We start from the raw sequence: 22,027 nt of genomic DNA, 5'->3' as shown, positions 1-22,027 counted from the left end.
CCCTTCGTTGTCAGTGGCCCCCGGCATCATGGGGGCATGCGCGCCGCCCGCCTGATCAAGATGGTGCTCCTCCTCCAGTCCCGGCCCTCCATGACCGCCGCCGAGCTCGCCGAGGAACTGGAGGTGTCCGAGCGGACCGTCACCCGGGACGCGCAGGCGCTGTCCGAGGCAGGGGTACCGGTGTACGCGGAGCGGGGGCGGGCCGGCGGGTACCGACTGATCGGCGGGTACCGGACCCGGCTCACCGGACTGCACCGCGGCGAGGCGGAGGCGCTGTTCCTGTCCGGGCTGCCGGGGGCGCTGCGCGAGATGGGCCTGGAGGACGCGGCCTCGGCGGCCCGCCTGAAGGTCTCGGCGGCACTGCTGCCGTCACTCCGCGACGCCTCACGCTCGGCCGCCCAGCGCTTCCACCTCGACGCCCCGACCTGGTGGAGCGAGCCGAAGACGCCCGACCTGTTGCCCGCCGTCGCGGACGCGGTGTGGGACGACCGGCGGGTCGTCGCGCGCTACCGCAAGGGCGAGACGGAGGTCGAGCGGGAGCTGGAGCCGTACGGGCTCGTGCTGAAGGCGGGCGTCTGGTACCTGTGCGCACGGGTGCCGGAGGCATCCGGAGCGTTCCGGGTGTACCGGATCGACCGGTTCACGGCGGTGGCGCCCAACGGCGATCGCTTCGACCGCGACGAGGACTTCGATCTACCGGGGTTCTGGGAGGAGCGGGCTGCCCAGTTCGCGCGGGCCATCCTGCGGGCGGAAGTGGTCGTACGGCTGTCCCCGGACGGTGTGCGCGTGCTGCCGCACGTCCTGGACCGGCTCTCCGTGCAGGAGGCGCTGGCGAAGGCCGCGGCGCCGAACGCGGAGGGTTGGGTGACGGTGACCGTGCCGGTGGAGTCCGAGGAGGTCGCGCACTCCCAGCTCGCGGGACTGGGGCCGGAGGTGGAGGTGCTGGCCCCGGAGAGCCTGCGGACGCGCTTCGCCGAGGACGCACGACGGCTGGGCCGCCTGTACGGGACATAACAATCCGCCGCACTCCACGTGCGCCCCGTCGCGGGAGGCCCGATGCTGGACCCGTGATGGACGAGACGGAGTTCTGGGAGCTGGTGGACGCCACCCGCGACGCCGCCGAGGGCGACCCCGAGGAGCAGGCCGACCTGCTCGTGGACCGGCTCCTCGCGCTGGACCCCGACATGGTCCTCGACTTCGCCCGTCACTTCGAGGCCCGCTTCAACCGCGCGTACACCTGGGACCTGTGGGGCGCCGCCTGGATCCTGCTGGACGGGGCGAGCGACGACGCCTTCGACTTCTTCCGGTGCTGGCTGATCGGCCAGGGGCGTGAGGTGTACGAGGGCGGGGTGCACGATCCCGACTCGCTCGCCGACCTCCTGGCCGACTTCGACGAGGAGATCGACGGCGACGGCGAGGAGCTGGGATACGCGGCCGACGAGGCCTACGAGCAGCTCACCGGCACGGTCGCTCCCGATCTGGGCATTCCGCCGGCGGCCGCCGAGCCGCTGGGAGCGCCGGTCGAGCTGGAGAACGACCGGGTGCTGGCGGAGCGGTACCCCAAGTTGTGGGAGCGGTTCAGGGGTTGAGGCGTCGCCCGGCCGCTCTCGGGTCAGGCCGTCGTCGCCGTGCGGCGTCGGGTCGGGTCCGTCGGGAGGTAGGCCTGGCTCTGGTCGGCCTTCGCCGCGTGGTGCAGGGGAGCCGCGTTGGCCTGGTCGAGTGCGGACGCGGTGACGGCGGCCGGGCCGAGGACGACGGCCGCGACCGCGCAGACGACGGTCCAGACCCGCTGGTTGCTCCTGTGGATGCTGCTGCCGTTCATGATCCCCACCTTCGGTCGGCTTGTGGTGACGACCGTAGGGCGGGGAGTTCTCAGGGGCCTGCGGGAGCGCTGTGGCCCTCCTGTGAGGCCTGTCGCCGCCGGGGTCTCAGGAACGGCCCTGGAGGCGGGCGGCGGCCTGTCTGATCCCGGGCAGCCGTGCGCTGAGGGCGGCGCCGGGGCAGGTGGTCATGTAGCCGTCCTTGTGGCCGGCCAGGGCGGGCAGGCGTGCGGTGGTGCCGGCCGGGTAGCGGCTGTGGCTGTTGCTGGAGGTCAGCCGGACGGTGGCGCGGGGGTCGATTCCGGCCAGTCCGAGCTTCCAGGCGACCAGGGCGGCGATCGCGTCGGTCATGGCGCGGGGGACGGGGACACCGGCGGTGAAGGTGCCCAGGGCGGCGATGCCTGCGGTGCGGTGGTTGAAGCCCTGGGTGTGGGCGCCGGTGACGGCACGGTCGACGCCGCCGGCGCGGCCCTCGTAGATGGTGCCGCAGCGGTCCACGAGGAAGTTGTAGCCGATGTCGTCCCAGTCGCGGTTGCCGGTCTGACCGGCGGCGAGGTAGCGGATGATGCGGGGCGCGTCGGCGCAGTCGTAGGTGTTGGGTGAGTCGGTGTGATGGATGAACACGGCGACGACCTTGTCGTCGTAGCGCGGGGCGGGTGGGGTGCGGGCGGCGGTGTTCGCCTCACCGTCCCCGCTCGCCCACACGGACCGCGGCACGATGTGCGGCCGCTCGGCGGAGTACGACACGACACTGGGCCGCACCACGGCAGGGCCGTGCACCGCCTTGCCCTCGACGGCGCTCTCGACCCCCCGGACACAGAGCACGAGCACGAGCACGACGACAAGCCCGGGCACACAGGCAAGCCCCAACCGAACGCCGCGGGCACGGAGGAGGGAGCGGGCCTTGGAGGAGGGTGCGGTGAGCCGGGGGGCGGCGGGGGTGGTGGAGGCGGGGGGCCCGGCGGGGGCCAGGGGCTCGGTGGGGCCCGCGGAGTCACCGAAGAGCTCAGGCTTCGTGGCAGGCGCGGGTTCGGTCCCAGCGGTGGGTTCTGAAGGGGTCCCAGGGCCGGAGGGAGTCGCCGGGCCAGTGGAGGAGGCGTCCTCGCAGGGAGCCGGCGGCCCGGTGGGGGGCGCTTGTCGGGCGGCCGGGGCCGTGAGGCTGATGCCAGAGGCGGGGGGCGCCGCAGGTTCAGAGGTCGCGGCGGCGTCCTTGGGCCGTTCCGGGGGCGGAGGTGTTCCCAGCCGGGTGAACCGGAGTGCGGGGCGGAAGTGTCTGGCCAGGCGCGCCCGGGCAGCATCACCCAGCCGGACCGCGTCGGTGATGCGGGCAGCGCCGCGTATGCGGACCGCATCACGTATGCGGACCGCCTCGCGTATTCGGGGCGCTCGGCGCCTTCGGAGGCCTTTCGGTCTTCGGACACGCATGACTCCCACTCTCGGCCGGATCCGTTCCGTCCGCGATGTGGGGTGTGCCACCCGGTGGAACCATCGTCCTGGTCCACGACGTTTTCCCAGGTGCACGCACGCGTGGCCGGTTTCGGGCGGCACGCGTGCGTGTAGCTGATCACTGGACGCTTCGCCTGCGTACTGAAGGTTCCAAAGAGAAGGGCGGCTCCGTGGACGTGCTCGACATCCTGCTGATGCTGGTGATCGCCGCCTACGCGGCCTCCGGCTACCGGCGCGGCCTGGTGGCCGGCTGTGTCTCGCTCGCCGGCTTCGTCGGCGGCGCGGTCGTGGGCGTGTGGGTGCTGCCGTGGATGATGGAGCTGGTCACCCCGGGCAGCACCGCGGCGACGGTGACCGCCGTGCTGACCGTGCTGGTCCCGGCCGCAGTGGGCCACGAGCTGGCGGGACGGCTGGCGCTGCGGCTCCGCAGGGAGCTGGACCAGGGCCCGCTGCGCGTCGCCGACGGCATCGGCGGGGCCGCCGCCAACTCCGTGGCCGTGCTCATCGTCGCCTGGGTCGCCGCGAGCGTCCTCGGCGCCTCCTCGTCGACCCTGGTCACCACCGCCATCCGGGACTCCGCGCTGCTCGGCGCCGTACAGGACTCCATGCCGGACACCACCCCCACATGGTTCTCCCGTGCCACCTCCGCCCTCACCGAGGCCGGCTTCCCGCAGGTCTTCAACCCGTTCGAGAACGAGTCGACCGCCGAGGTCGCCAAGCCCACCGGCGACAGCGTCACGGCCGCCGCCACCAACGCCGCCAAGCTCAGCACCGTCAAGATCGAGGGCTCCTCCGGCACCCAGGGCCGCGAGGGCAGCGGCTTCGTGTACGCGCCGGAGCACGTGATGACCAACGCCCACGTGGTGGCCGGCATCGACGACCCCAGCGTCCGGGTCGGCGGGGTCGGACAGCCGTACGAGGCCCAGGTGGTGCTGTTCGATCCGGACAAGGACGTGGCCGTGCTGTACGTCCCGGAGCTGCGCGCCCCGGTCCTGCGCTTCGACGACAGCGCGGCGCGCGGCGACTCCGCGGTGGTGGCCGGCTATCCGCAGGACGGCTCCCTGGACCTCCAGGCGGCCACCGTGGCCAACCGGGTGAAGGCGAACGGCCAGAACATCTACAGCGACGCCACCGTCACCCGCGAGATCTACTCGATCCGCTCGACCGTCCGCCCCGGCAACTCCGGCGGCCCGCTGCTGACCACCTCCGGCAAGGTCTACGGCGTGGTCTTCGCCCGCTCCACCTCCGACGACGAGACCGGGTACGTGCTGACCGCCGACGAGGTCGCCGGGGACGCCAGGAAGGCCGCGAGCGCCACGGCACCGGTGGACACGGGCGAGCTGGTCACGTCGTAACGCCGTGGGCTGCCGGATGATGGGGCCCCGGTCCCGCATGGCACCCCGGAGGCTGACGTGCCCGTGTTCTTCCTGATCTCGCTGTTCGTGGCGGGGGTCGCGCTCTGTCTGGTGGTGCGCAGGCGCCGCAGGACCGCCGCGGCCGATCAGGTGTTCAGAGACGGCGCCCCATGATCACGTCGTCGACGTACTCCCCGGCCAGCAGCCACTCCTCGGGCAGGATCCCCTCGACCGCGAAGCCCTCGGACTCGTAGAGCCTGCGCGCGGGCGTGTTGTGGCCTAGGACGCGCAGGCTGAGGCGGCGCGCGCCCCGGCGGCGGGCCTCCTCCGTGACCGCGCGGATCAGGGCCCGGCCGACCCCGCGGCCGCGGGCCTCGCCGCTGACGACGAAACCCTGGATCTGGCGCACATGGGCGTTCGCCTCGAGCCCGGTCGGGAAGGCGAGACGGATGTACCCGAGGATGCGGCGGTCGGCCTCGGCGACCAGAGTGTCGCCGGGGCGGTGGCGTTCGTCGAAGAACGGCCTGTAGGGCGGCCGCTGTTCGGGCAGGACCTCGTGCAGGGGCGACCACTCGGCGCGGTCGAGACGGGCCAGTTCCTCTTCGTCGTCAGGAAGGGCGTGGCGGATGGACAGCTGGGACATGGCCGCCACCCTACGACCCGGCGGGTACCGGAACCAGACATCGCTTTTACGCACCCACCAGGCAGGATGAAGTCATGCAACTTTCAAGAATCGCGGTGGCCGGGGCGTCCGGACTGATCGGCTCGGCCCTGGTGCGCTCGCTCACCGCGGACGGGCACGAGGTGGTGCGGCTGGTGCGCCGGGAGCCGCGGGACGAGACGGAGGTCCGCTGGGACCCCGGGGCCGGACGGGTGGACACGGCCGGGCTCGCGGGCTGTGACGCCGTGGTCAATCTCGCCGGGGCCGGGGTCGGCTCGCGGCGCTGGACGGACGCGTACAAGAAGCAGATCCGCGACAGCCGGGTGAACGGCACGACCGCCCTCGCCCGGGCCGTGGCCTCCCTGGACGAGCCGCCGAAGGTCTTCGTGAACGGCAGCGCGATGGGCTACTACGGCGAGACCGGCGACCGGGTCGTCGACGAGGACTCGCCCGCCGGACGGGGCTTCCTGCCGGAGCTGTGCGTGGAGTGGGAGGCGGCCGCCGCCCCGGCCCAGGAGGCGGGCGTGCGGACCGCGTTCACCCGCACCGGGCTCGTGGTGGGCCGCGGCGGCGGGGCCTGGGGCAAGCTGTTCCCGCTGTTCCAGGCGGGGCTCGGCGGACGGATGGGCGACGGCGGGCAGTACTGGTCGTTCATCGCGTTGCACGACGAGGTGGCCGCGATCCGGCATCTGCTGGAGACCGACGGACTCTCCGGGCCGTTCAACCTCACCGCCCCGGAACCCCTGACGAACCGTGAGATCACCGAGGCGATGGGGCGCGTGCTGCACCGGCCGACGCTCTTCTCGGTGCCCGCGCCGGTCCTGCGGTCGGTGCTCGGGGAGATGGCCGGTGACGTGCTGGGCAGCGCCCGGGTACGGCCGAAGAGGCTGCTGGAGTCGGGGTTCACCTTCGCGTTCCCGGACATCGAGGGGGCGATCCGGGCGGCCTGAGGAACGCGCCGGACCCGCGCGCTGTCGTACGACCTCCTTGGCGACCCCCTCGGCGACAACCCGTGACGACATGCGACCGGTGTGCGACCGTGCCCTGTGGATGCGCGACTGTTCCTGACCGGTTCCGGCCCTACCCTCGACCCGAACTCGGGTATCCCCGGAGCCTGTTGGGGGCATCACGCCTCCACCGGCCGCGCAACCTCGAGGAGGGGCACGTGCTTGAGCCCGCGTACCAGGCGGACGTCGTGATCGTGGGAGCCGGGGTCGCCGGGCTCTCCGCGGCGCATCGGCTGACCAGCGCAGGAGTGACCGTCACGGTGTTGGAGGCCGCCCCCTGGGCGGGCGGCCGCATGTCGACGGAGAAGGTGGACGGTTTCCGGCTCGACCGGATCGGACAGCTGCTGTCCACGGCGTATCCCGAACTACGTCTGGCGCCCGGGCTCGACGGGCTGGTGCTGCGGCCCTTCGCACCGGGCGTCCTGCTGCACGGCGACGGACGTCACCACCGGGTGGACGCTCCGGCGGGCGCGGGTAGCGCAAGGGGCGCACTGCACGCCGTGCGCGCCCTGGCGAGCGCCCCTCGTGGAGTACCGGGGACACGCGCGGCATCGGCGACCGGGGCCGCGCGCAGAAGGGGGTTCCGGGTGCTGCCCGGTGCCGGTCAGGGCGCCGGGTCGAGGGCCGCGCGGGCAGGGGGACCGATCGGCGGGGCCGTCGACCAGGCACGGCTCGGCGCCGCGCTCACCCGGCTCGCGAACGTGCCCGTCGAACGCCTCCTCGCCCGTCCCGAACTGCCCGCCGGACAAGCGCTCGCGGCGCGTGGACTGCCCGCCCGTACGATCGACGGCTTTCTGCGTCCGCTGCTCGCCGCACTGCTCTGCGACCCCGCGCTGACCACGTCCAGCCGGTGCGCCGACCTCGCGCTGCGGGCCTTCGCGGCCGGCCGCCTGTGCGTCCCCGAGGGGGGCGCCGAGATGCTCCCGGAGCTGCTCGCGCGGACGCTGCCCGAGGGGACCGTGCACACGGGGGTGCGGGTCACGTCCGTCGCCACGACCTCGGTGACGACGGCGGAGCACGGGGAGTTCCGGTGCCGTGCGGTGCTGCTGGCCACGGACGGCCGCACCGCGGCCGAGTTGCTGCCCGGCCTGCGGGTGCCGGACTTCCATCCGGTCACGGTCGTCCACCACACGACGGACGAACCGCCGCGCACGGGTTCGGCGCTGCTGCTGGACGCCGACCGGGGCGGCCCGGTGGCCCACACGGCGGTGATCAGCGAGGTCGACCCGAGCCGGGCCCCCGCGGGACGGGTCCTGGTGTCGTCGACGGTCCTCGGGACTCCTCCCCCGGACCTCGAGACCGCGGTCCGGACCCACCTCGCCCGTCTCTACGGCACATCGACGCGGGCCTGGGAGACCCTGGCGGTCCACCACACCCGCGAAGCGGTCCCCGCCATGCGCCCCCCGCACGACCTGCGCCGCCCGGTCCGCCTCCTGGCCGGCCTGTACGTCTGCGGCGACCACCGCGACACCAGCACGGTCCAGGGAGCCCTGCACTCGGCCCACAGGGCGACGACAGCCATCCTCAAGGACCTGGGAGCAGCAGGCTCGATGCACAGGGCAGACCCGACTCCGACGGCCCAGGCAGCCTGACGGCCACCCCCCGCGCCCTCAAGGGGCGCGGGGAACTGCGCGACAAGCCACGACGCACCCGCAGAGGGCATACAGCGGTACGGAGTTACGGCGAGACCCCTACTGAAGCGCAGCCACCTTGTCCCGATAACTCCGCACCGGCGCAGCGTCCTTGTACGGCTCCAACCGCCGCTCGAAGTCCCGCACATACTCGACCGCCCGCACCGACCGCATCTCGGCGGCCTGCCCAGCCGCCTCCGCGGCCAGCGAACAGGCCTGGTCCAACTCCCCCAGCCCCAGCCTCGCGGAGGCCAGCACCACCCGGCAGAACAACCGGCTCCGCGCATACGCCGGCGCCCTCAACTGAAGCGACCGCTCGGCGTGTTGCGCGGCCGCCCGGAACTGCTGGAGATCCCGGTGGCAGTGCCCGAACTCGTCCGCCAGCTGGGCCTCGTCGAAGAACCGCGCCCAGTGCGGGACCTCGTCGCCGGGCCGGGCCGCCTCCAGGGCCCGTTCCGCGCGGACCAGGGACGCCGTACAGGCCCGCACCTCCCCGAGCACCCCGTGCCCCCGCGCCTCGGCGGAGTGCAGCAGCGCCTGCACCACCGGCGGGGCGCTCGTGCCGACGCCCTGCTGGGCCACCCGCGCGAGCTGGATCGCCTCCCTGCCGTGCCCCAGGTAGACGGCCTGCCGGCTCATGGTGACCAGGACGTACGCCCCGTACGCTCGGTCCCCCGCCGCCTGTGCGAGCCGCAGCGCCTGGACGAAGTACCGCTGGGCGAGCCCGTGCGCCGCGATGTCGTAGGACGTCCAGCCCGCGAGCCGGGTGAGGTCGGCGGCCGCGGCGAAGAGCCTGCGTCCGGTGGTCTCCCCGTAGGTGCCGCGCAGCATCGGCTCGCACTCGTGTTCCAGGTAGCGGACCAGGGCCTGCCGGGCGTGCCCGCCGCCGTACTGGTCGTCCAGGGTGCGGAAGAGGCTGCCGACCGAGGCGAGCGCGGCGATGTCGCCGCCGGTGACGCGCTGCCCGGGTCCGCGTTCGGCCTGTCCGCGCTGGCGGGGCACCACCGGGCGCCCCTGGGGCGGGATGCGGACCGGCGGCTCACCGCGGGCGACCCGGTCGTCGGGGCGGCCGATCAGCCAGTCCCGGCTGGGAACGACCAGGCCGGCCGGGGTGAAGGCGATCTTGCGCAGTTCGGCGTGGCTGCCGGAGTCCTTGCGCCACAGCCCGCTGACGATGTCGACGGCCTCCTCGGGACCGGCGGCGAACTCCAGCCCGGCGTACACCGGCGCGCAGGCGTCGAGGCCGAGGTCCTGCGCGGAGAGCCGGCGGCCGAGGCGCCGGGTGAAGACCTCGGCGATGAGGGCCGGTGTGGTGCCCCGGGGCTGCTGCCCGCGCAGCCACCGGGTGACGGATGTCTTGTCGTATCTGAGATCCAGCCCGTGTTCCAGACCGAGCTGGTCCACGCGTCGGGCGAGACCCGCGTTGGAGAACCCCGCTTCTGCGATGAGCGCGGCGAGCTGTCGGTTGGGAGTGCGCTGCGCGGGTCGTTCCGTCATCTGCGGTGCGGTCTCCTGCCTTTCGGGCCGGCACGTCGTACGTGGTGCCCGGATTGCCTGTGAGCTGCCCTTATGGCCGCTGCGAACGGCGCGAATGTAGCGGAGAGTGAGCAGACGATCGCACACTTCGACGCTCGTTCATCCGATCGTGTGAGGATTGCCCCCGGGGCTGACGTCCGCGGGCCGGACGTACAGTGGCGTAGGCACCTTTCGTGCCTTACGACCTTCTAGGGAGGCGCTTGCCGTGAGTGGGTTGCGGTTCGTCCGCATGGGGTTCGGTGCGGACGCGGTCGAGTACCAGGAAGCCTGGGACGAGCAGCGGCGGGTGCACGCGGCACGCTTCGAGGACCAGGTCCCCGACACCGTCCTGCTGCTCGAACACCCCCCTGTCTACACGGCCGGCCGGCGCACCGCGGACAACGAGCGCCCCCTCGACGGCACCCCCGTCATCGACGTCGACCGCGGCGGGAAGATCACCTGGCACGGTCCGGGCCAGCTGGTGGGCTACCCGATCCAGAAGCTGCCGCGGCCGGTGGACGTGGTGGCGCACGTACGGCGCCTGGAGGAGGCCCTGATCCGCACCTGCGCGGAGTTCGGCCTGGAGACCACCCGGGTCGAGGGCCGCAGCGGCGTGTGGGTGCTCGGCGATCCGGTCGAGACGCGCCCCGCGCTCGGCGGGCTCTCCCTCGACTTCGACCCCCGGCTCACGGACGAGGAGTTCGACCCGCGGATGAACGGCCCCGAGTACGCGCCGTCCAACGCGGGCCAGCGCCGCGAGGACCGCAAGATCGCGGCCATCGGCATCCGGGTCGCCAAGGGCGTCACCATGCACGGCTTCGCGCTGAACGTGAACCCGGACAACAAGTGGTTCGACCGGATCATCCCCTGCGGCATCCGGGACGCGGGCGTCGCCTCCCTCGCGAACGAACTCGGCCGGGACGTGACCATCGCCGAGGTGCTGCCGGTCGCCGAGCGGCACCTGAGGGACGTGCTGGAGAACGCGGACCTCAAGCCGAGGGTGATCGAGAAGACACCTGCGGCCTGAGACAGGCAGTGGGCTTTCAAATCCACGGGCGTACCCTTGAGCACGCCGAAGAATCAATCGCTAGGGAGCCGGTCGTGTCCGCAGTCGCACCCGACGGACGCAAGATGCTGCGCCTGGAGGTCCGTAACGCTCAGACCCCCATCGAGCGCAAGCCCGAGTGGATCAAGACCCGGGCGAAAATGGGCCCCGAGTACACCGCCATGCAGAAACTCGTGAAGAGCGAGGGCCTGCACACGGTCTGCCAGGAAGCCGGCTGTCCCAACATCTACGAGTGCTGGGAGGACCGCGAGGCGACCTTCCTCATCGGCGGCGACCAGTGCACCCGGCGGTGCGACTTCTGCCAGATCGACACCGGCAAGCCCGAGGCGCTCGACCGCGACGAGCCGCGCCGCGTCGGCGAGTCCGTGGTCACCATGGACCTCAACTACGCCACCATCACCGGCGTCGCCCGCGACGACCTGGAGGACGGCGGTGCCTGGCTGTACGCGGAGACGGTCCGCCAGATCCACGAGCAGACCGCTTCCCGCGAGGCCGGCCGCACCAAGGTCGAGCTGCTCGCCCCCGACTTCAACGCGGTGCCGGAGCTGCTCCGGCAGGTCTTCGAGTCCCGCCCCGAGGTCTTCGCGCACAACGTCGAGACGGTCCCGCGGATCTTCAAGCGGATCCGCCCCGGCTTCCGCTACGAGCGCTCCCTGAAGGTCATCACCGACGCCCGCGACTTCGGCCTGGTGACCAAGTCCAACCTGATCCTCGGCATGGGCGAGACCCGCGAGGAGGTCAGCGAGGCGCTGCGCCAGCTGCACGAGGCGGGCTGCGAGCTGATCACCATCACGCAGTACCTGCGCCCGAGCGTCCGCCACCACCCCGTGGAGCGCTGGGTCAAGCCGCACGAGTTCGTGGAGCTGAAGGAGGAGGCCGAGCAGATCGGCTTCTCCGGCGTGATGTCCGGGCCCCTGGTCCGGTCCTCCTATCGGGCGGGCCGGCTCTACCAGATGGCCGTAGAGAAGCGTGGTTCCTACGTCGCCTCGCAGGCCGTCTGACCCCCTCCGATGGCACGGAGTGCCACGCTAAACGTGTGAATCCGAGCACAAGCAACTACCTTCAGGTAGCGGCCAATTGACGCGGTCCCGGACGTCCCCGCAGATAGGGGGGCCATCGGGACCGCGTCAGTGTTTTCGGGGCCGGCAACAGGGCTTCATGGGCGTTTGACCAGCCGGTCACGCCCTGGTAACACCAATCAGTGACGCTGGCTGTACAGCCCGTGCACCATCCACCTGAGCCGCCGCTCCCGAGGGGACCCTCCATGCAGGCCGCACCCGTTCGCGCCACCGCGATCCCGTCGTTCACCGATGCACTCCGTGCCGTCGAGTCCGTGCTCCTGAGCGGCGGCCAGCGCACCGCCCGCCGCAACGCCTGGACCTCCGTCCTGGAGGACCGCCGCCGTGCCAAGGACCGGGTCGAGGTCCAGCGCGTCCTCGACCAGACCTTCAGCGTCGGCTCCTGAACCCTCTCCCGTGACGGCGGACACTGCCGTCGAAAGCGCCTACGGGGCCACGTAGACTTCGGGGCATGGCGAGAAGTGACAGTGCGGCGGATGCCGCGAACCCCGGGCGACTGAAGCAGATCGCCCTGACGTACAAGATGACCCGCAAGGCCGACAAGAAGATCGGTCTGGTGCTCGCGGGTGTCTTCATCCTCATCCTCGGTGTCTTTCTCGCGATCGGTTTCCTGATCGGCCACCCGGTCTACCTCGGCATCCTGGGCTTCCTGCTCGCCTTCCTCGGGACGGCGGTCATCTTCGGGCGCCGCGCCGAGCGGGCCGCGTTCGGGCAGATGGAGGGACAGCCGGGAGCGGCCGCGGCCGTGCTGGACAACATCGGCCGGGGCTGGACGACCACCCCCGCGGTGGCGATGAACCGCAGCCAGGACGTGGTGCACCGGGCCGTCGGCAAGGCCGGCATCGTCCTGGTCGCCGAGGGCAACCCGAACCGCGTCAAGGGCCTGCTGGCCGCCGAGAAGAAGAAGATGAACCGCATCGTCGTGGACGTCCCGGTGCACGACATCATCGTGGGCACGGGCGAGGGTCAGGTCCCCCTGAAGAAGGTGCGGACCACCATGCTCAAGCTGCCGCGCGTGCTGACCGGCCCCCAGGTCACCGCCACCAACGACCGCCTGCGGGCGATGGGCGACCTGATGAGCAACATGCCGCTGCCGAAGGGCCCGATGCCCAAGGGCATGAAGCTGCCGAAGGGCGGCGGCAAGGCCCGCTGACCTTCCTCGTACGACGATGAGGGCGCCCGGATCTCTCCGGGCGCCCTCATCGTCGTAACGGACCTCGGGCATCAGCTGTCGTTCTGGGCCGCCCTGCCCGCGAACCGGGCGCCGAGCCAGGAGACGACGTCGCCGACGGCCTGGTTGTCGGTGAGCAGATGGTCGCCGGGGTAGATCTTCCAGCCGGTCCTCACGCCGGCCGCGCAGTAGGCGGTGCGGACGGCGTCCTCGGTGGCGGTGGGGATGACCTCGTCGAGGGCGCCCCGGTACTGGAGGACGGGGAAGCGGATCCGGTAGGTGCCGAGGTTCACGCCGAGTTTCTGGGCGTCCAGGACCTGGCCCCAGGTGCGGCCGTCGCTGCCGCGCTGCTGGTAGAGCTGGTCGAGGGTGAGGCCGGCCGTGGTGAAGTCCTTGAGGCTCCGGCCCGCGAGGGCGGTGACCGTGCCGACCAGGCAGACGGACTTGGCGGTCCGCACGGCCTCCTTGCCCCGGTCGTTGAGGAGCGAGTCGAAGGGCAGCGTGGGGTAGGCGGCCTGGATGCCGAGGGCCGCGTCGGCGAGGAAGCCGGAGAAGGCGCCGCCGTCGAGCGCTGCCGCCACCTGCTTGAGGTCGCCCGGGACACCGCCTGAGGCGTCCCCGACCACGTTCAGCTCGGGTGCGTAGCCCGCCGCCAGCTGGGCGGCCCACAGGCTGGCCGCGCCGCCCTCGGAGTAGCCCCAGAGGCCGACTCCCGCCTGCCTGGACAGCCCGCTGCCCGGCACCGCGGGCGCTGCGCGGGCGATGTCGAGCAGGGCGTGGCCGGAGTCGGTGCCGGCGACGTAGCGGTGCGTCTGCCCGTCCAGGTATCCGGGACCGTCGGTCGCGGCGACCGCGTACCCGGCCTTGAGCAGGGCTGCGATGTTGTCGCCCTCGTACTCGTCCTGGAAGGCCCCGGCGAGCTGCTTGGAGAACGCGCACTGGGGGCCGAGACCGAGGGTGCCGGGGTGGAAGGCGACGACGGGGCGGGCGCCGGTGCCGGTCCAGGGCGCCGTGGGGACGGCGAGGGTGCCGGAGACGGCGACGGGGCGGCCCTCGTTGTCGGTGGAGCTGTACAGGACCTTCCAGGCGGCCATGGGGATGCCGCCGGGCACCTGGCTCAGCGTGACGGAACGGCAGGCCAGCACGGTGCCGGGGGTGGCCGGGACGGTGGCGGGGGGCGTGTAGACGTCCGCGTCGGCGGCCGTACAGGGCGCCGCGGCGGGAGTCCTGGGTGTTGCGGATACGAGGCCGCTGCCCAGCAGAGCCGTGGCGAGGGCGGCGACGGCTGTGACGAGGGCGGATCTCTTCATCGGTCCGGAGGGTCCCTTCGCAACGGGGGAGGTTGCTCTGGGTGCCAGACGCTAGGAGCCCGGACCTACTGACCTATAGTCAGCCGCCGCGCGTGTTCCGTGCCGGAACTGTCAGGACACGACAAAGAGCGAGGTCGCCGTGTCGCCGTCAGATCCGTACTTCGACGGTCCTCGCCAGCCGGTCGTGGAGGCCCCGGCCGTCGCGGTCCCAGATCAGGGCCGGGACGGCGAGACAGAGCAGGGCCGTGCGCAGCAGGGCCCGCCAGGGACTGACCCGACCGGTGTCGACCGCGACCACCCGCAGGCCGAAGACGCGCTTGCCCGGGGTGAAGCCGATGGTGCCGACGGTCAGGGCGCTCATCAGGAAGAAGACCAGAAGGGCCCAGTTCGAGGTCGCGTGGTCGCCATAGCCCTGCGTGATGAACTGGGATGCAATCACGACGCTCATCGCCCAGTCCACGGCGAGGGCGCCGAGCCGGCGCCCGGGGCGGGCGATCGAGCCCGGTCCCTCCTCCGGAAGGCCGAGCTGCTGTCCGCGGTATCCGAAGTCGACGCCTGCGTCCTCGGCGGCCGCGCGGGGGCCGGAGAGCCATGATCCGATTGCATCCCTCTTGTCCACGGCTCCACGGTACTGCCCGCGTTTCGGGATGCGGACAGTAGGGGCGGGGCCGTCGATGTCCGGTTAACTTGTGCGAAACAAATGGGTCACGCCCGAGAAACCACCCGTCCCTAGGGTCGAGGACAACGTGTGCCACCGCACTGGCCGCACGAACGAACTACCACCCCGGTCCAGGAACGGTCGGGAGTAGGAGGAGCTGGATGTTCCAGAACGCCGACGAGGCCAAGAAGTTCATCGCGGACGAGGACGTCAAGTTCGTCGACGTCCGCTTCTGCGACCTGCCGGGCGTCATGCAGCACTTCACGCTGCCCGTCGAGGCGTTCGACCCGGACGAGGAGCTGGCGTTCGACGGTTCGTCGATCCGCGGTTTCCAGGCCATCCACGAGTCCGACATGGCGCTGCGCGCGGACCTGTCGACCGCGCGGGTCGACCCCTTCCGCCGTGACAAGACGCTGAACATCAACTTCTTCATCCACGACCCGATCACCGGCGAGCAGTACAGCCGTGACCCGCGGAACGTGGCCAAGAAGGCCGAGGCCTACCTCGCGTCGACCGGCATCGCCGACACCGCGTACTTCGGTCCCGAGGCGGAGTTCTACGTCTTCGACAGCGTCCGTTTCGCCACCTCGGCGAACGAGAGCTTCTACCACATCGACTCCGAGGCCGGCGCCTGGAACACCGGTGCGGTCGAGAACAACCGTGGTTACAAGGTCCGCTACAAGGGCGGCTACTTCCCGACCCCGCCGGTCGACCACTTCGCCGACCTGCGCGCCGAGATCTCCCTCCAGCTCGCCGCCTCCGGCCTCCAGGTCGAGCGCCAGCACCACGAGGTGGGCACCGCCGGCCAGGCCGAGATCAACTACAAGTTCAACACGCTGCTCGCCGCGGCCGACGACCTCCAGCTCTTCAAGTACATCGTGAAGAACGTGGCCTGGAAGAACGGCAAGACCGCGACCTTCATGCCGAAGCCGATCTTCGGTGACAACGGCTCGGGCATGCACGTCCACCAGTCCCTGTGGGCCGGCGGCCAGCCCCTCTTCTACGACGAGGCCGGCTACGCGGGCCTGTCGGACACCGCCCGCTACTACATCGGCGGCATCCTCAAGCACGCCCCGTCGCTGCTCGCCTTCACCAACCCGACGGTGAACTCCTACCACCGTCTGGTGCCGGGCTTCGAGGCGCCGATCAACCTGGTGTACTCGCAGCGCAACCGCTCCGCGGCCATGCGTATCCCGATCACCGGCTCCAACCCGAAGGCCAAGCGCGTCGAGTTCCGCGCGCCCGACTCCTCCGGCAACCCGTACCTGGCCTTCTCGGCGCTGCTCCTCGCGGGCCTGGACGGCATCAAGAACAAGATCGAGCCGGCCGAGCCGATCGACAAGGACCTGTACGAGCTGGCTCCCGAGGAGCACGCGAACGTCGCCCAGGTCCCGACCTCCCTCCCGGCGGTCCTCAACTCCCTCGAGGCCGACCACGAGTTCCTCCTCCAGGGCGACGTCTTCACGCCGGACCTGATCGAGACGTGGATCGACTTCAAGCGGACCAACGAGATCGCCCCGCTCCAGCTGCGTCCGCACCCGCACGAGTTCGAGCTGTACTTCGACGTGTGATCGACGCGTAGGCCGGCCCTACGGCGGTTTGGTCCTACGGAGGCTTTGCGGCGCCCCCACTCCTGTTGTTCAGGGGTGGGGGCGTCGTCGTATCGTTTTCTGTGTACGGCTGTTCGAGAGGTGACGGGGGTCAGGGGATGCCGGAACAGGACGACGAGGCGCGGGAGTTCGACCTCAAGTGGGCCGACGGGGCCGAGCTGAAGGAGCCCTCGGCGCGGGCCCGGATGCTCGCCGCCCGTTGGAAGGAGAACCCGCCGGAGCCGCAGCCGTTCCGTGCGGAGGCGGAGTTCCGGGCGCGTCGTCGGTCGTCGCTCAGGACGCCTCGCCGGTCGGCGTGGGGGTCGGCGGCGATCGTGTTCGGGTGCGTGGCGGCCGTCATCCTGCTGCTGGGCTACGCGAACCTCCGGGGGTCGTACTAGGCGCCCCTCACCCGGCTGAGCAGGTAATTCGCGAGCGCCTCGGGCTGGACCCGCCTAGGATCTGCGGACACATCGAGGGCGGGGAGCGGGCGTGGCCGGGATCGTCGAGGACATGGCGGCAGTGGCGGTGCGGCTCGCCGAGGGAGCCGGTCTGCGGGAAGCCCTGCCCGACGTGGACGACCCGGCCGTCTGGATCGCGCTCGACGTGGAGACACGGCACGGCGCCTGGTCCGCGGCCGACGACACCTGGCTGCCGGCCTGGCAGCGGACCGATCAGGGACGCACTCTGACCGACGCCCTGCGCCGTGGCGCCGAGCTCACCGACGCGCGGCTCGCGCTCGCCCTGTGCCACCGGGACGGGCGGGTCCGCAAGCGGGCGCTGGGCCGGGCCGCGGGGCGCCCGGAACTGTTGCCGCTGCTCGTGCTGCGGTGCGCCGACTGGGCCGAACCCGTGCGGGAGACGGCCCGGCGGCTGCTGGCCGAGCTGCTCGACGCCGAGGCCGCCGTACGGCTGCTGCCGCTGATCCTGCGCATCGGGCGACGGGGACGCGGCGACTTCGTCACCGATCTGGCCGCCGGGCTGCTGCGCAACGCCGACCCACGGGTCCTCACCCCGCTCTACACCGACACCCACCAGGCGGTACGCCGGTACGCCTACCGCCTCGCCGTGGAGGAAGGGCACCTCTCCCCCAGCGAGCTGGCCCGGGCCGCCGCCCGGGACACCGACCTGGTCGTCCAGAGCCTGTGTGCGGACGCCACCCTGGCCGCCGTCGCGGAGGGCGGCGCGGACGACGACGTGCTCGAGACGCTTCTCGGTGCCCGCGGAGCGCACGCCCGGGCGGCCGGGGTCACCGCGTTGCGGCGGGCCGGGCGCTCCGAGCGGGCCGTGGCGTTCCTCGGCGACCGGGCCGGGGTGGTGCGCGCCTGTGCCCGGTACGTGGTGCGGCAGGCCGGGGGTGATCCGCGCGCCTGGTACCGGGAGCGGTGCGGGGCCCCCGGGGATCTCGCGCCCGGCGTGGTGAGCGGGCTGGCGGAGTGCGGGGAGCGGGCCGACGCCGGCCTGCTGTGGGCGCTCACCTCGCATCCGGTGGCCGCGGTGCGGACCCGGGCGGTGGCCGGACTGCGGGCCCTGGACGTGACGGACGTGGAGCGGATGCGTGAGCTGCTCGACGACCCCGCCCCCGGGGTCGTACGGGAGGCGGCCCTGGCCCTGGTGCCCTCCGCCCGGGCCCTGGACGATCAGTGGCTGATGGCACGGCTCGGGCCAGAGCGGCCCCGGGCGGAACGGGTCGCCGCGTTCCGGCTGCTCCAAGCGCACGACGGGGTCGTACGGCGGCGGGCGGCCGTCGCGCTGATCGACGACCCGGACGAGCGGCTGCGGCACTGGGCCCGGCAGGCCGTGCGGCGGTAGCGGCCGACCGCCGGTGTGCCGCGCGGGTCGGCGGAGGTGGGTCGGCTGCTGGACCGGGCGGCCGCGTCACAGGGCTGAGCCTTTGCTGGTCCTAGGGCTGATCGGGACCGCTTCATGGCCGGGCCGGGTGCACACTGGAGCGTGGGACGAGTGCCTGACTGCGGGGTGATGCAGATGCGGAGCCGTTTCCGGAGCGACCGGCGCCTGACCGTGCGGATGACGGTCACGCTGTTCCTGCTCGGGCTGCTGTACGTGGCCTTCTTCGCCGCGTTGATCGTGTTGCTGAAGTCCTGGCTGATGGTCGTGGCGTTGATCGCCGTGATGTTCGTGGCGCAGTTCTGGTTCTCCGACAAGATCGCCATGTTCGCGATGCGCGGGCGGGTCGTGGGGCCGGTGGAGTATCCCGAACTGCACGCCGTGGTCGACCGGTTGTGCGCCATCGCGGACATGCCCAAGCCCGTCGTCGCGGTGTCCACGATGGACATGCCCAACGCGTTCGCCACCGGCAGGAACCCGGACAACGCCGTGGTGTGCGTGACCACCGGGCTGCTCGACCGGCTGGAGCCCGCCGAGCTGGAGGGCGTCCTGGCGCACGAGCTGTCGCACGTGGCGCACAAGGACGTCGCCGTGATCACCATCGCCTCGTTCCTGGGCGTGATCGCCGGGCTGATCGTGCGGTTCGCCTTCTACAGCCAGCTGTTCAGCGGGCGCAGGGACCAGAACACGGCCGTGCTGTTCGCCGGGGTGATGGGTGTCTCGGCGGCCGTGTACGCGCTCAGTTTCCTGCTGATCAGGGCGCTGTCCCGGTACCGCGAACTGGCGGCGGACCGGGCGGCGGCCCACCTGACCGGCCGGCCCTCGGCGCTCGCCTCCGCGCTCACCAAGGTCTCCGGGGAGCTGGCCCGGATCCCCACCAAGGACCTGCGCACGGCCCAGGCCTTCAACGCCTTCTACTTCACCCCGGCCACCGGCAAGGAGCCCGGCCTAGAGCGGTACTTCTCGACCCACCCGTCCCTGGAACAGCGCTTGGAGCAGCTGGGGCGGATCTCCGCGGAGCTGGGCGAGCCCCTGGAGCCCGGAAAGGCGGGCTGAGGATGGGGCTGCTGGACATCCTGCTCGGGCGCACCAAGCCCGTCGCGCCCGATCTCGACCAGCTGTTCGCGCTGCCGTCGGCGGCCGTGACGCTGGAGGCGGCCGCCTCCTTCACCCCGACCGGGCGCGGAGCGGTGTGCTTCGCGACGGTCGAGGGGGCCGCCTTCGAGCAGACGCACCGGGAGGTGCAGGCCCTGCTGGACGCGGACGCCGAGCGGGACGGACCGCCGGTGGAGCTGCGCCGGGACGACTTCGGTTACTCCTGGCTGGTCTCCGAACGCGTTCCGGAGCAGCTGCCGCAGCTGGTCAACGACCTGCACGCGGTGAACAGTTCGATGGAGGTCAACGGCTTCGGCCCCCAACTGCTGTGCTCACTGGCCGGGTTCCAGGACACCGGGGGCCGGTCGCTGGCGCTGGTCTACCTCTACAAGCGCGGCACCTTCTACCCCTTCGCCCCGCTGCCCGGCACGGGACAGCGCCGCGACAACGCGCTGGAGCTGCGGGTGAAGGCGACACTCTCGAACGATCTGCGCATCGAGCAGGACCTGAACCGGTGGTTCCCCCTGTGGGGCGCTCCCGGGCTCTGAGTCGCCTTCCTCTTCTCTAGCCCTTTCTCTCGCGCGCCTGGCGGCGGGACTCCAGCGGGCGTTCGCGGCGGTACCTGCGGTCCCACTTCGCCTGCTTGTCGCGGCGGTCGCGGTAGGCGCGGTAGCCGCCGGGCGAGGCGTCCGAGGCACCGCCGGCCGCGCCGCCCGACGAGGACGCCGAAGGACCGCGGCCGTACTGCATGTAGACGAAGAGCAGGGCTACGGCGACGAGCCACCAGGTGTGGTTCCCGAAGCCCAGGATCACCAGGACGACGGTCCCGGAAAGGATGATGGTGCCCATGACGGGCCTCCGTGTGCGTGGGTGTGGTGTAGAAGAGTAGCCCCGGAGGGGCGGGCTGATGCCTGCCCTGCGCGAGCTCTTTCCCCGCACTCTGGAGTTGGTGTCCATGCCCGTGCCCTTCACCCACGAGCACGACGGTGAGCGCCTGGCCGGTGTCCACGGCGGCGGTCCGGCAGCGGCGCCGACCGCCGTACTGCTGCACGGCGCCGGTAGCAGCAGCAAGAAACAACTCCTGCCGCTGCTCGACGAGTTCGCTGCTCACGGCTGCCGTGCGCTCGCCTTCGACTTCTCCGGGCACGGTGAAAGCTCGGGCGAACTGGCCGAGTCGAGTCTGCGTCGGCGCTTCGAGCAGGCGGTCTCCGTGATCGACGCGCAGGTGCCGGTGGACGCTCCGCTGGTGCTGGTCGGCTTCAGCATGAGCGGGCAGACGGTGGCCGACCTCGTCCGCCACTACGGCGGGCGGGTAGCGGCGATCGGGTTGTGCGCGCCCGCCGTGTACGCCGGTGAGGCGTGGGAGCTGCCGTTCGGGCGTGGGGACGGGGAGTTCAGCGCGGTCATCCGGCGGCCGGACAGCTGGCGGCAGGCACCGGCACTCGGGGCGCTGCGGGGGTTCGAGGGGCGGGCGGTGCTCGCGGTGCCGGGCACGGACGCGGTGATCCCGCCGGAGGTGACCGAGGCCGTGCAGGAGGCGCTGGCCTTCCGGTCCCAGTTCACGCGCCTCGAACTGCCCTACGCCGGGCACAGGTTGGGTGCCTGGCTGCACGATTACGCCGACGACCGGCGGGAGTTGGTGGCCGCGCTGCTGACCGGCCCGGGCGACGGGGGCTGGACGGCGACCCGCGGCTGGGTGGCCAAGCAGCTGCCCGAAGGCCGGTCGGTCGTCGACACCGGTTTCCTGTCCGGGGGTTGGAGCTCCCAGATGCGCCGGCTCACCCTCGACGACGGTTCCGAGCTGGTCCTCAGGTCGTTCGTGAAGCCCTTCTTCCGGCATCACGCGCCCGGTCTGCTGGGCCGGGAGGCGTCGGTCCTGGCGCTGCTCGCCGGCCAGGACGGGGTGCCGGCCCCCGACCCGGTCGCCGTGGACGCCACGGCCGAACACTGCGACCACCCCTCGCTGTTGATGTCCCGGCTGCCGGGCCGGGTACGCGTCGACGAGGAGGATCTGGAGCGGCGGCTCGACCTGCTGGCGGACCAACTCGTCCGGATCCACCGGGTCGTTCCCGACGTACGGCCGCGCGCCTACCAGGCGTGGACCTCGCCGGATCGGGTGCGGGGCGTGGGCGGGGCGCTGTGGGAGCGGGCCGTGGATGTCATCCGCCGGGACCCGCCGCCGTACGAGGGCTGCTTCCTGCACCGGGACTTCCACCCGGGGAACGTGCTCTTCACCGGCGCGGGCGAGGAGACCCGGGTGAGCGGGGTGGTCGACTGGGTGGAGACCTCGTGGGGACCCGCCGACCTCGATGTCGCGCACTGCTCGACAGCACTCGCCCTGCTGCACGGGCCGGTCCACGGGCTGGGCTTCCGGGAGCGGTACGAGGCGCGGGGCGGCCTGCGCCTGGCGGACGGGCCCGCCCACCTGTACTGGCGGCTCCTGGACGCCCTCGCCTACTGCCCCGACGCGGAGAAGCTCGCCGGACCGTGGCGCGAGCTGGGACGGACCGATCTGACGCCGGAGGTGCTGGGCGGGCGGCTGGAGGCGTATGTGCGGGGGCTGGTGGAGCGGTACGGCTGAGGCGTCGGGCGGAAATGAGTGGAGCGGGTGGGGCCGGGGCTTGTAGCGTGCGGTGGACCGTGACCCCGCCCGAGGAGGTGAGACCCGTGAACGCTGTAGCGCTATGGGTGCTCCCCCTTTCCGTCATGGCCGACGACTGACGCAGATGTCGCCGGGAGCCCCTCGACCACTGGGCACTCCCGAAAGGCAACACCC

The 22,027-nt window shown here is 72.0% G+C and carries 22 protein-coding genes; 15 read left to right on the top strand and 7 right to left on the bottom strand.

Annotated features, from left to right (window positions below):
* Positions 1-36 precede the first annotated feature (36 nt).
* Entirely contained in the window at positions 37-1,014 is a 978-nt protein-coding gene (locus H295_RS0121185; RefSeq protein WP_020137354.1) for a helix-turn-helix transcriptional regulator, read from the top strand.
* A gap of 56 nt (positions 1,015-1,070) precedes the next feature.
* Complete coding sequence (locus tag H295_RS0121180) at positions 1,071-1,589, top strand: DUF4240 domain-containing protein (RefSeq protein WP_020137353.1); 519 nt, start codon at positions 1,071-1,073, stop codon at positions 1,587-1,589.
* Between the two features lie 23 nt (positions 1,590-1,612).
* On the opposite strand, the gene H295_RS0121175 is transcribed toward H295_RS0121180, so the two are convergent.
* Entirely contained in the window at positions 1,613-1,822 is a 210-nt protein-coding gene (locus H295_RS0121175; protein ID WP_020137352.1) for a hypothetical protein, read from the bottom strand.
* Positions 1,823-1,928: 106 nt separating this feature from the next.
* Positions 1,929-2,675, bottom strand: coding sequence for a peptidoglycan recognition protein (locus H295_RS46785; RefSeq protein WP_420706236.1), 747 nt, complete (start codon positions 2,673-2,675; stop codon positions 1,929-1,931).
* A gap of 761 nt (positions 2,676-3,436) precedes the next feature.
* Here H295_RS46785 and H295_RS0121165 point away from each other — a divergent pair.
* Positions 3,437-4,621 carry a MarP family serine protease gene (locus tag H295_RS0121165; RefSeq protein WP_020137350.1) on the top strand — a complete coding sequence of 395 codons (1,185 nt, stop codon included), beginning with the start codon at positions 3,437-3,439 and terminating at the stop codon, positions 4,619-4,621.
* A 154-nt stretch (positions 4,622-4,775) separates the two neighbouring features.
* Here H295_RS0121165 and H295_RS0121155 read toward each other — a convergent pair whose 3' ends face one another.
* The gene (locus H295_RS0121155) at positions 4,776-5,264 is read right to left on the bottom strand and encodes a GNAT family N-acetyltransferase (protein ID WP_020137348.1); all 489 of its coding nucleotides are present in this window, start codon (positions 5,262-5,264) and stop codon (positions 4,776-4,778) included.
* 74 nt (positions 5,265-5,338) lie between these two features.
* Between H295_RS0121155 and H295_RS0121150 the strand changes: the two genes are divergently transcribed.
* Both H295_RS0121150 and H295_RS0121145 read left to right on the top strand, forming a co-directional pair.
* Entirely contained in the window at positions 5,339-6,232 is an 894-nt protein-coding gene (locus tag H295_RS0121150; protein ID WP_028809587.1) for a TIGR01777 family oxidoreductase, read from the top strand.
* Positions 6,233-6,447: 215 nt separating this feature from the next.
* Positions 6,448-7,881 (top strand): NAD(P)/FAD-dependent oxidoreductase, encoded by a 1,434-nt coding sequence (locus H295_RS0121145; RefSeq protein ID WP_020137346.1) that lies wholly within the window; start codon positions 6,448-6,450, stop codon positions 7,879-7,881.
* A 99-nt stretch (positions 7,882-7,980) separates the two neighbouring features.
* Here H295_RS0121145 and H295_RS0121140 read toward each other — a convergent pair whose 3' ends face one another.
* Entirely contained in the window at positions 7,981-9,417 is a 1,437-nt protein-coding gene (locus H295_RS0121140) for a hypothetical protein (protein ID WP_020137345.1), read from the bottom strand.
* Between the two features lie 244 nt (positions 9,418-9,661).
* Between H295_RS0121140 and lipB the strand changes: the two genes are divergently transcribed.
* From lipB to H295_RS0121120, 4 genes are all read left to right on the top strand, one after another.
* Positions 9,662-10,462, top strand: a complete 801-nt coding sequence (gene lipB, locus H295_RS0121135) for a lipoyl(octanoyl) transferase LipB (protein WP_028809586.1) — start codon at positions 9,662-9,664, stop codon at positions 10,460-10,462.
* 74 nt (positions 10,463-10,536) lie between these two features.
* A complete protein-coding gene (lipA, locus tag H295_RS0121130; RefSeq protein WP_020137343.1) occupies positions 10,537-11,502 on the top strand; it encodes a lipoyl synthase in 966 nt (321 codons plus the stop codon).
* Between the two features lie 263 nt (positions 11,503-11,765).
* Positions 11,766-11,966, top strand: a complete 201-nt coding sequence (locus H295_RS0121125; RefSeq protein ID WP_020137342.1) for a hypothetical protein — start codon at positions 11,766-11,768, stop codon at positions 11,964-11,966.
* Positions 11,967-12,031: 65 nt separating this feature from the next.
* Positions 12,032-12,733, top strand: a complete 702-nt coding sequence (locus tag H295_RS0121120) for a DUF4191 domain-containing protein (protein ID WP_020137341.1) — start codon at positions 12,032-12,034, stop codon at positions 12,731-12,733.
* A gap of 71 nt (positions 12,734-12,804) precedes the next feature.
* On the opposite strand, the gene H295_RS0121115 is transcribed toward H295_RS0121120, so the two are convergent.
* Together H295_RS0121115 and H295_RS0121110 are read right to left on the bottom strand one after the other, a co-directional pair.
* Positions 12,805-14,061 (bottom strand): lipase family protein, encoded by a 1,257-nt coding sequence (locus H295_RS0121115; RefSeq protein ID WP_020137340.1) that lies wholly within the window; start codon positions 14,059-14,061, stop codon positions 12,805-12,807.
* A gap of 148 nt (positions 14,062-14,209) precedes the next feature.
* Positions 14,210-14,680 carry an RDD family protein gene (locus tag H295_RS0121110; protein WP_020137339.1) on the bottom strand — a complete coding sequence of 157 codons (471 nt, stop codon included), beginning with the start codon at positions 14,678-14,680 and terminating at the stop codon, positions 14,210-14,212.
* Positions 14,681-14,880: 200 nt separating this feature from the next.
* Between H295_RS0121110 and glnA the strand changes: the two genes are divergently transcribed.
* The 5 genes from glnA to pspAB all read left to right on the top strand — a co-directional run bounded on the left by glnA (position 14,881) and on the right by pspAB (position 19,799).
* Positions 14,881-16,290: a type I glutamate--ammonia ligase gene (gene glnA / locus H295_RS0121105; RefSeq protein ID WP_020137338.1), complete on the top strand. Its 1,410-nt coding sequence runs from the start codon at positions 14,881-14,883 to the stop codon at positions 16,288-16,290.
* Between the two features lie 137 nt (positions 16,291-16,427).
* Positions 16,428-16,709 carry a hypothetical protein gene (locus H295_RS0121100; RefSeq protein ID WP_020137337.1) on the top strand — a complete coding sequence of 94 codons (282 nt, stop codon included), beginning with the start codon at positions 16,428-16,430 and terminating at the stop codon, positions 16,707-16,709.
* Between the two features lie 91 nt (positions 16,710-16,800).
* Positions 16,801-18,120: a hypothetical protein gene (locus H295_RS0121095; RefSeq protein ID WP_020137336.1), complete on the top strand. Its 1,320-nt coding sequence runs from the start codon at positions 16,801-16,803 to the stop codon at positions 18,118-18,120.
* A gap of 174 nt (positions 18,121-18,294) precedes the next feature.
* Complete coding sequence (gene htpX / locus H295_RS0121090) at positions 18,295-19,212, top strand: zinc metalloprotease HtpX (RefSeq protein WP_028809585.1); 918 nt, start codon at positions 18,295-18,297, stop codon at positions 19,210-19,212.
* A 2-nt stretch (positions 19,213-19,214) separates the two neighbouring features.
* Positions 19,215-19,799, top strand: a complete 585-nt coding sequence (gene pspAB / locus H295_RS0121085; protein ID WP_020137334.1) for a PspA-associated protein PspAB — start codon at positions 19,215-19,217, stop codon at positions 19,797-19,799.
* A gap of 16 nt (positions 19,800-19,815) precedes the next feature.
* Here the strand turns inward: pspAB and H295_RS0121080 are convergent, their stop codons facing one another.
* The gene (locus H295_RS0121080; protein ID WP_020137333.1) at positions 19,816-20,100 is read right to left on the bottom strand and encodes a hypothetical protein; all 285 of its coding nucleotides are present in this window, start codon (positions 20,098-20,100) and stop codon (positions 19,816-19,818) included.
* A gap of 106 nt (positions 20,101-20,206) precedes the next feature.
* Between H295_RS0121080 and H295_RS0121075 the strand changes: the two genes are divergently transcribed.
* Positions 20,207-21,832 carry an alpha/beta fold hydrolase gene (locus H295_RS0121075; RefSeq protein WP_020137332.1) on the top strand — a complete coding sequence of 542 codons (1,626 nt, stop codon included), beginning with the start codon at positions 20,207-20,209 and terminating at the stop codon, positions 21,830-21,832.
* The last annotated feature ends 195 nt before the right edge of the window (positions 21,833-22,027 follow it).

The sequence above is a fragment of the Streptomyces sp. 351MFTsu5.1 genome (assembly GCF_000383655.1).
In the GTDB taxonomy this organism is placed as follows: Bacteria; Actinomycetota; Actinomycetes; order Streptomycetales; family Streptomycetaceae; genus Streptomyces; species Streptomyces griseorubiginosus.
The sequence above is the reverse complement of the archived record's forward strand: the minus strand, read 5'-3'. Positions and strand labels throughout refer to the sequence as shown.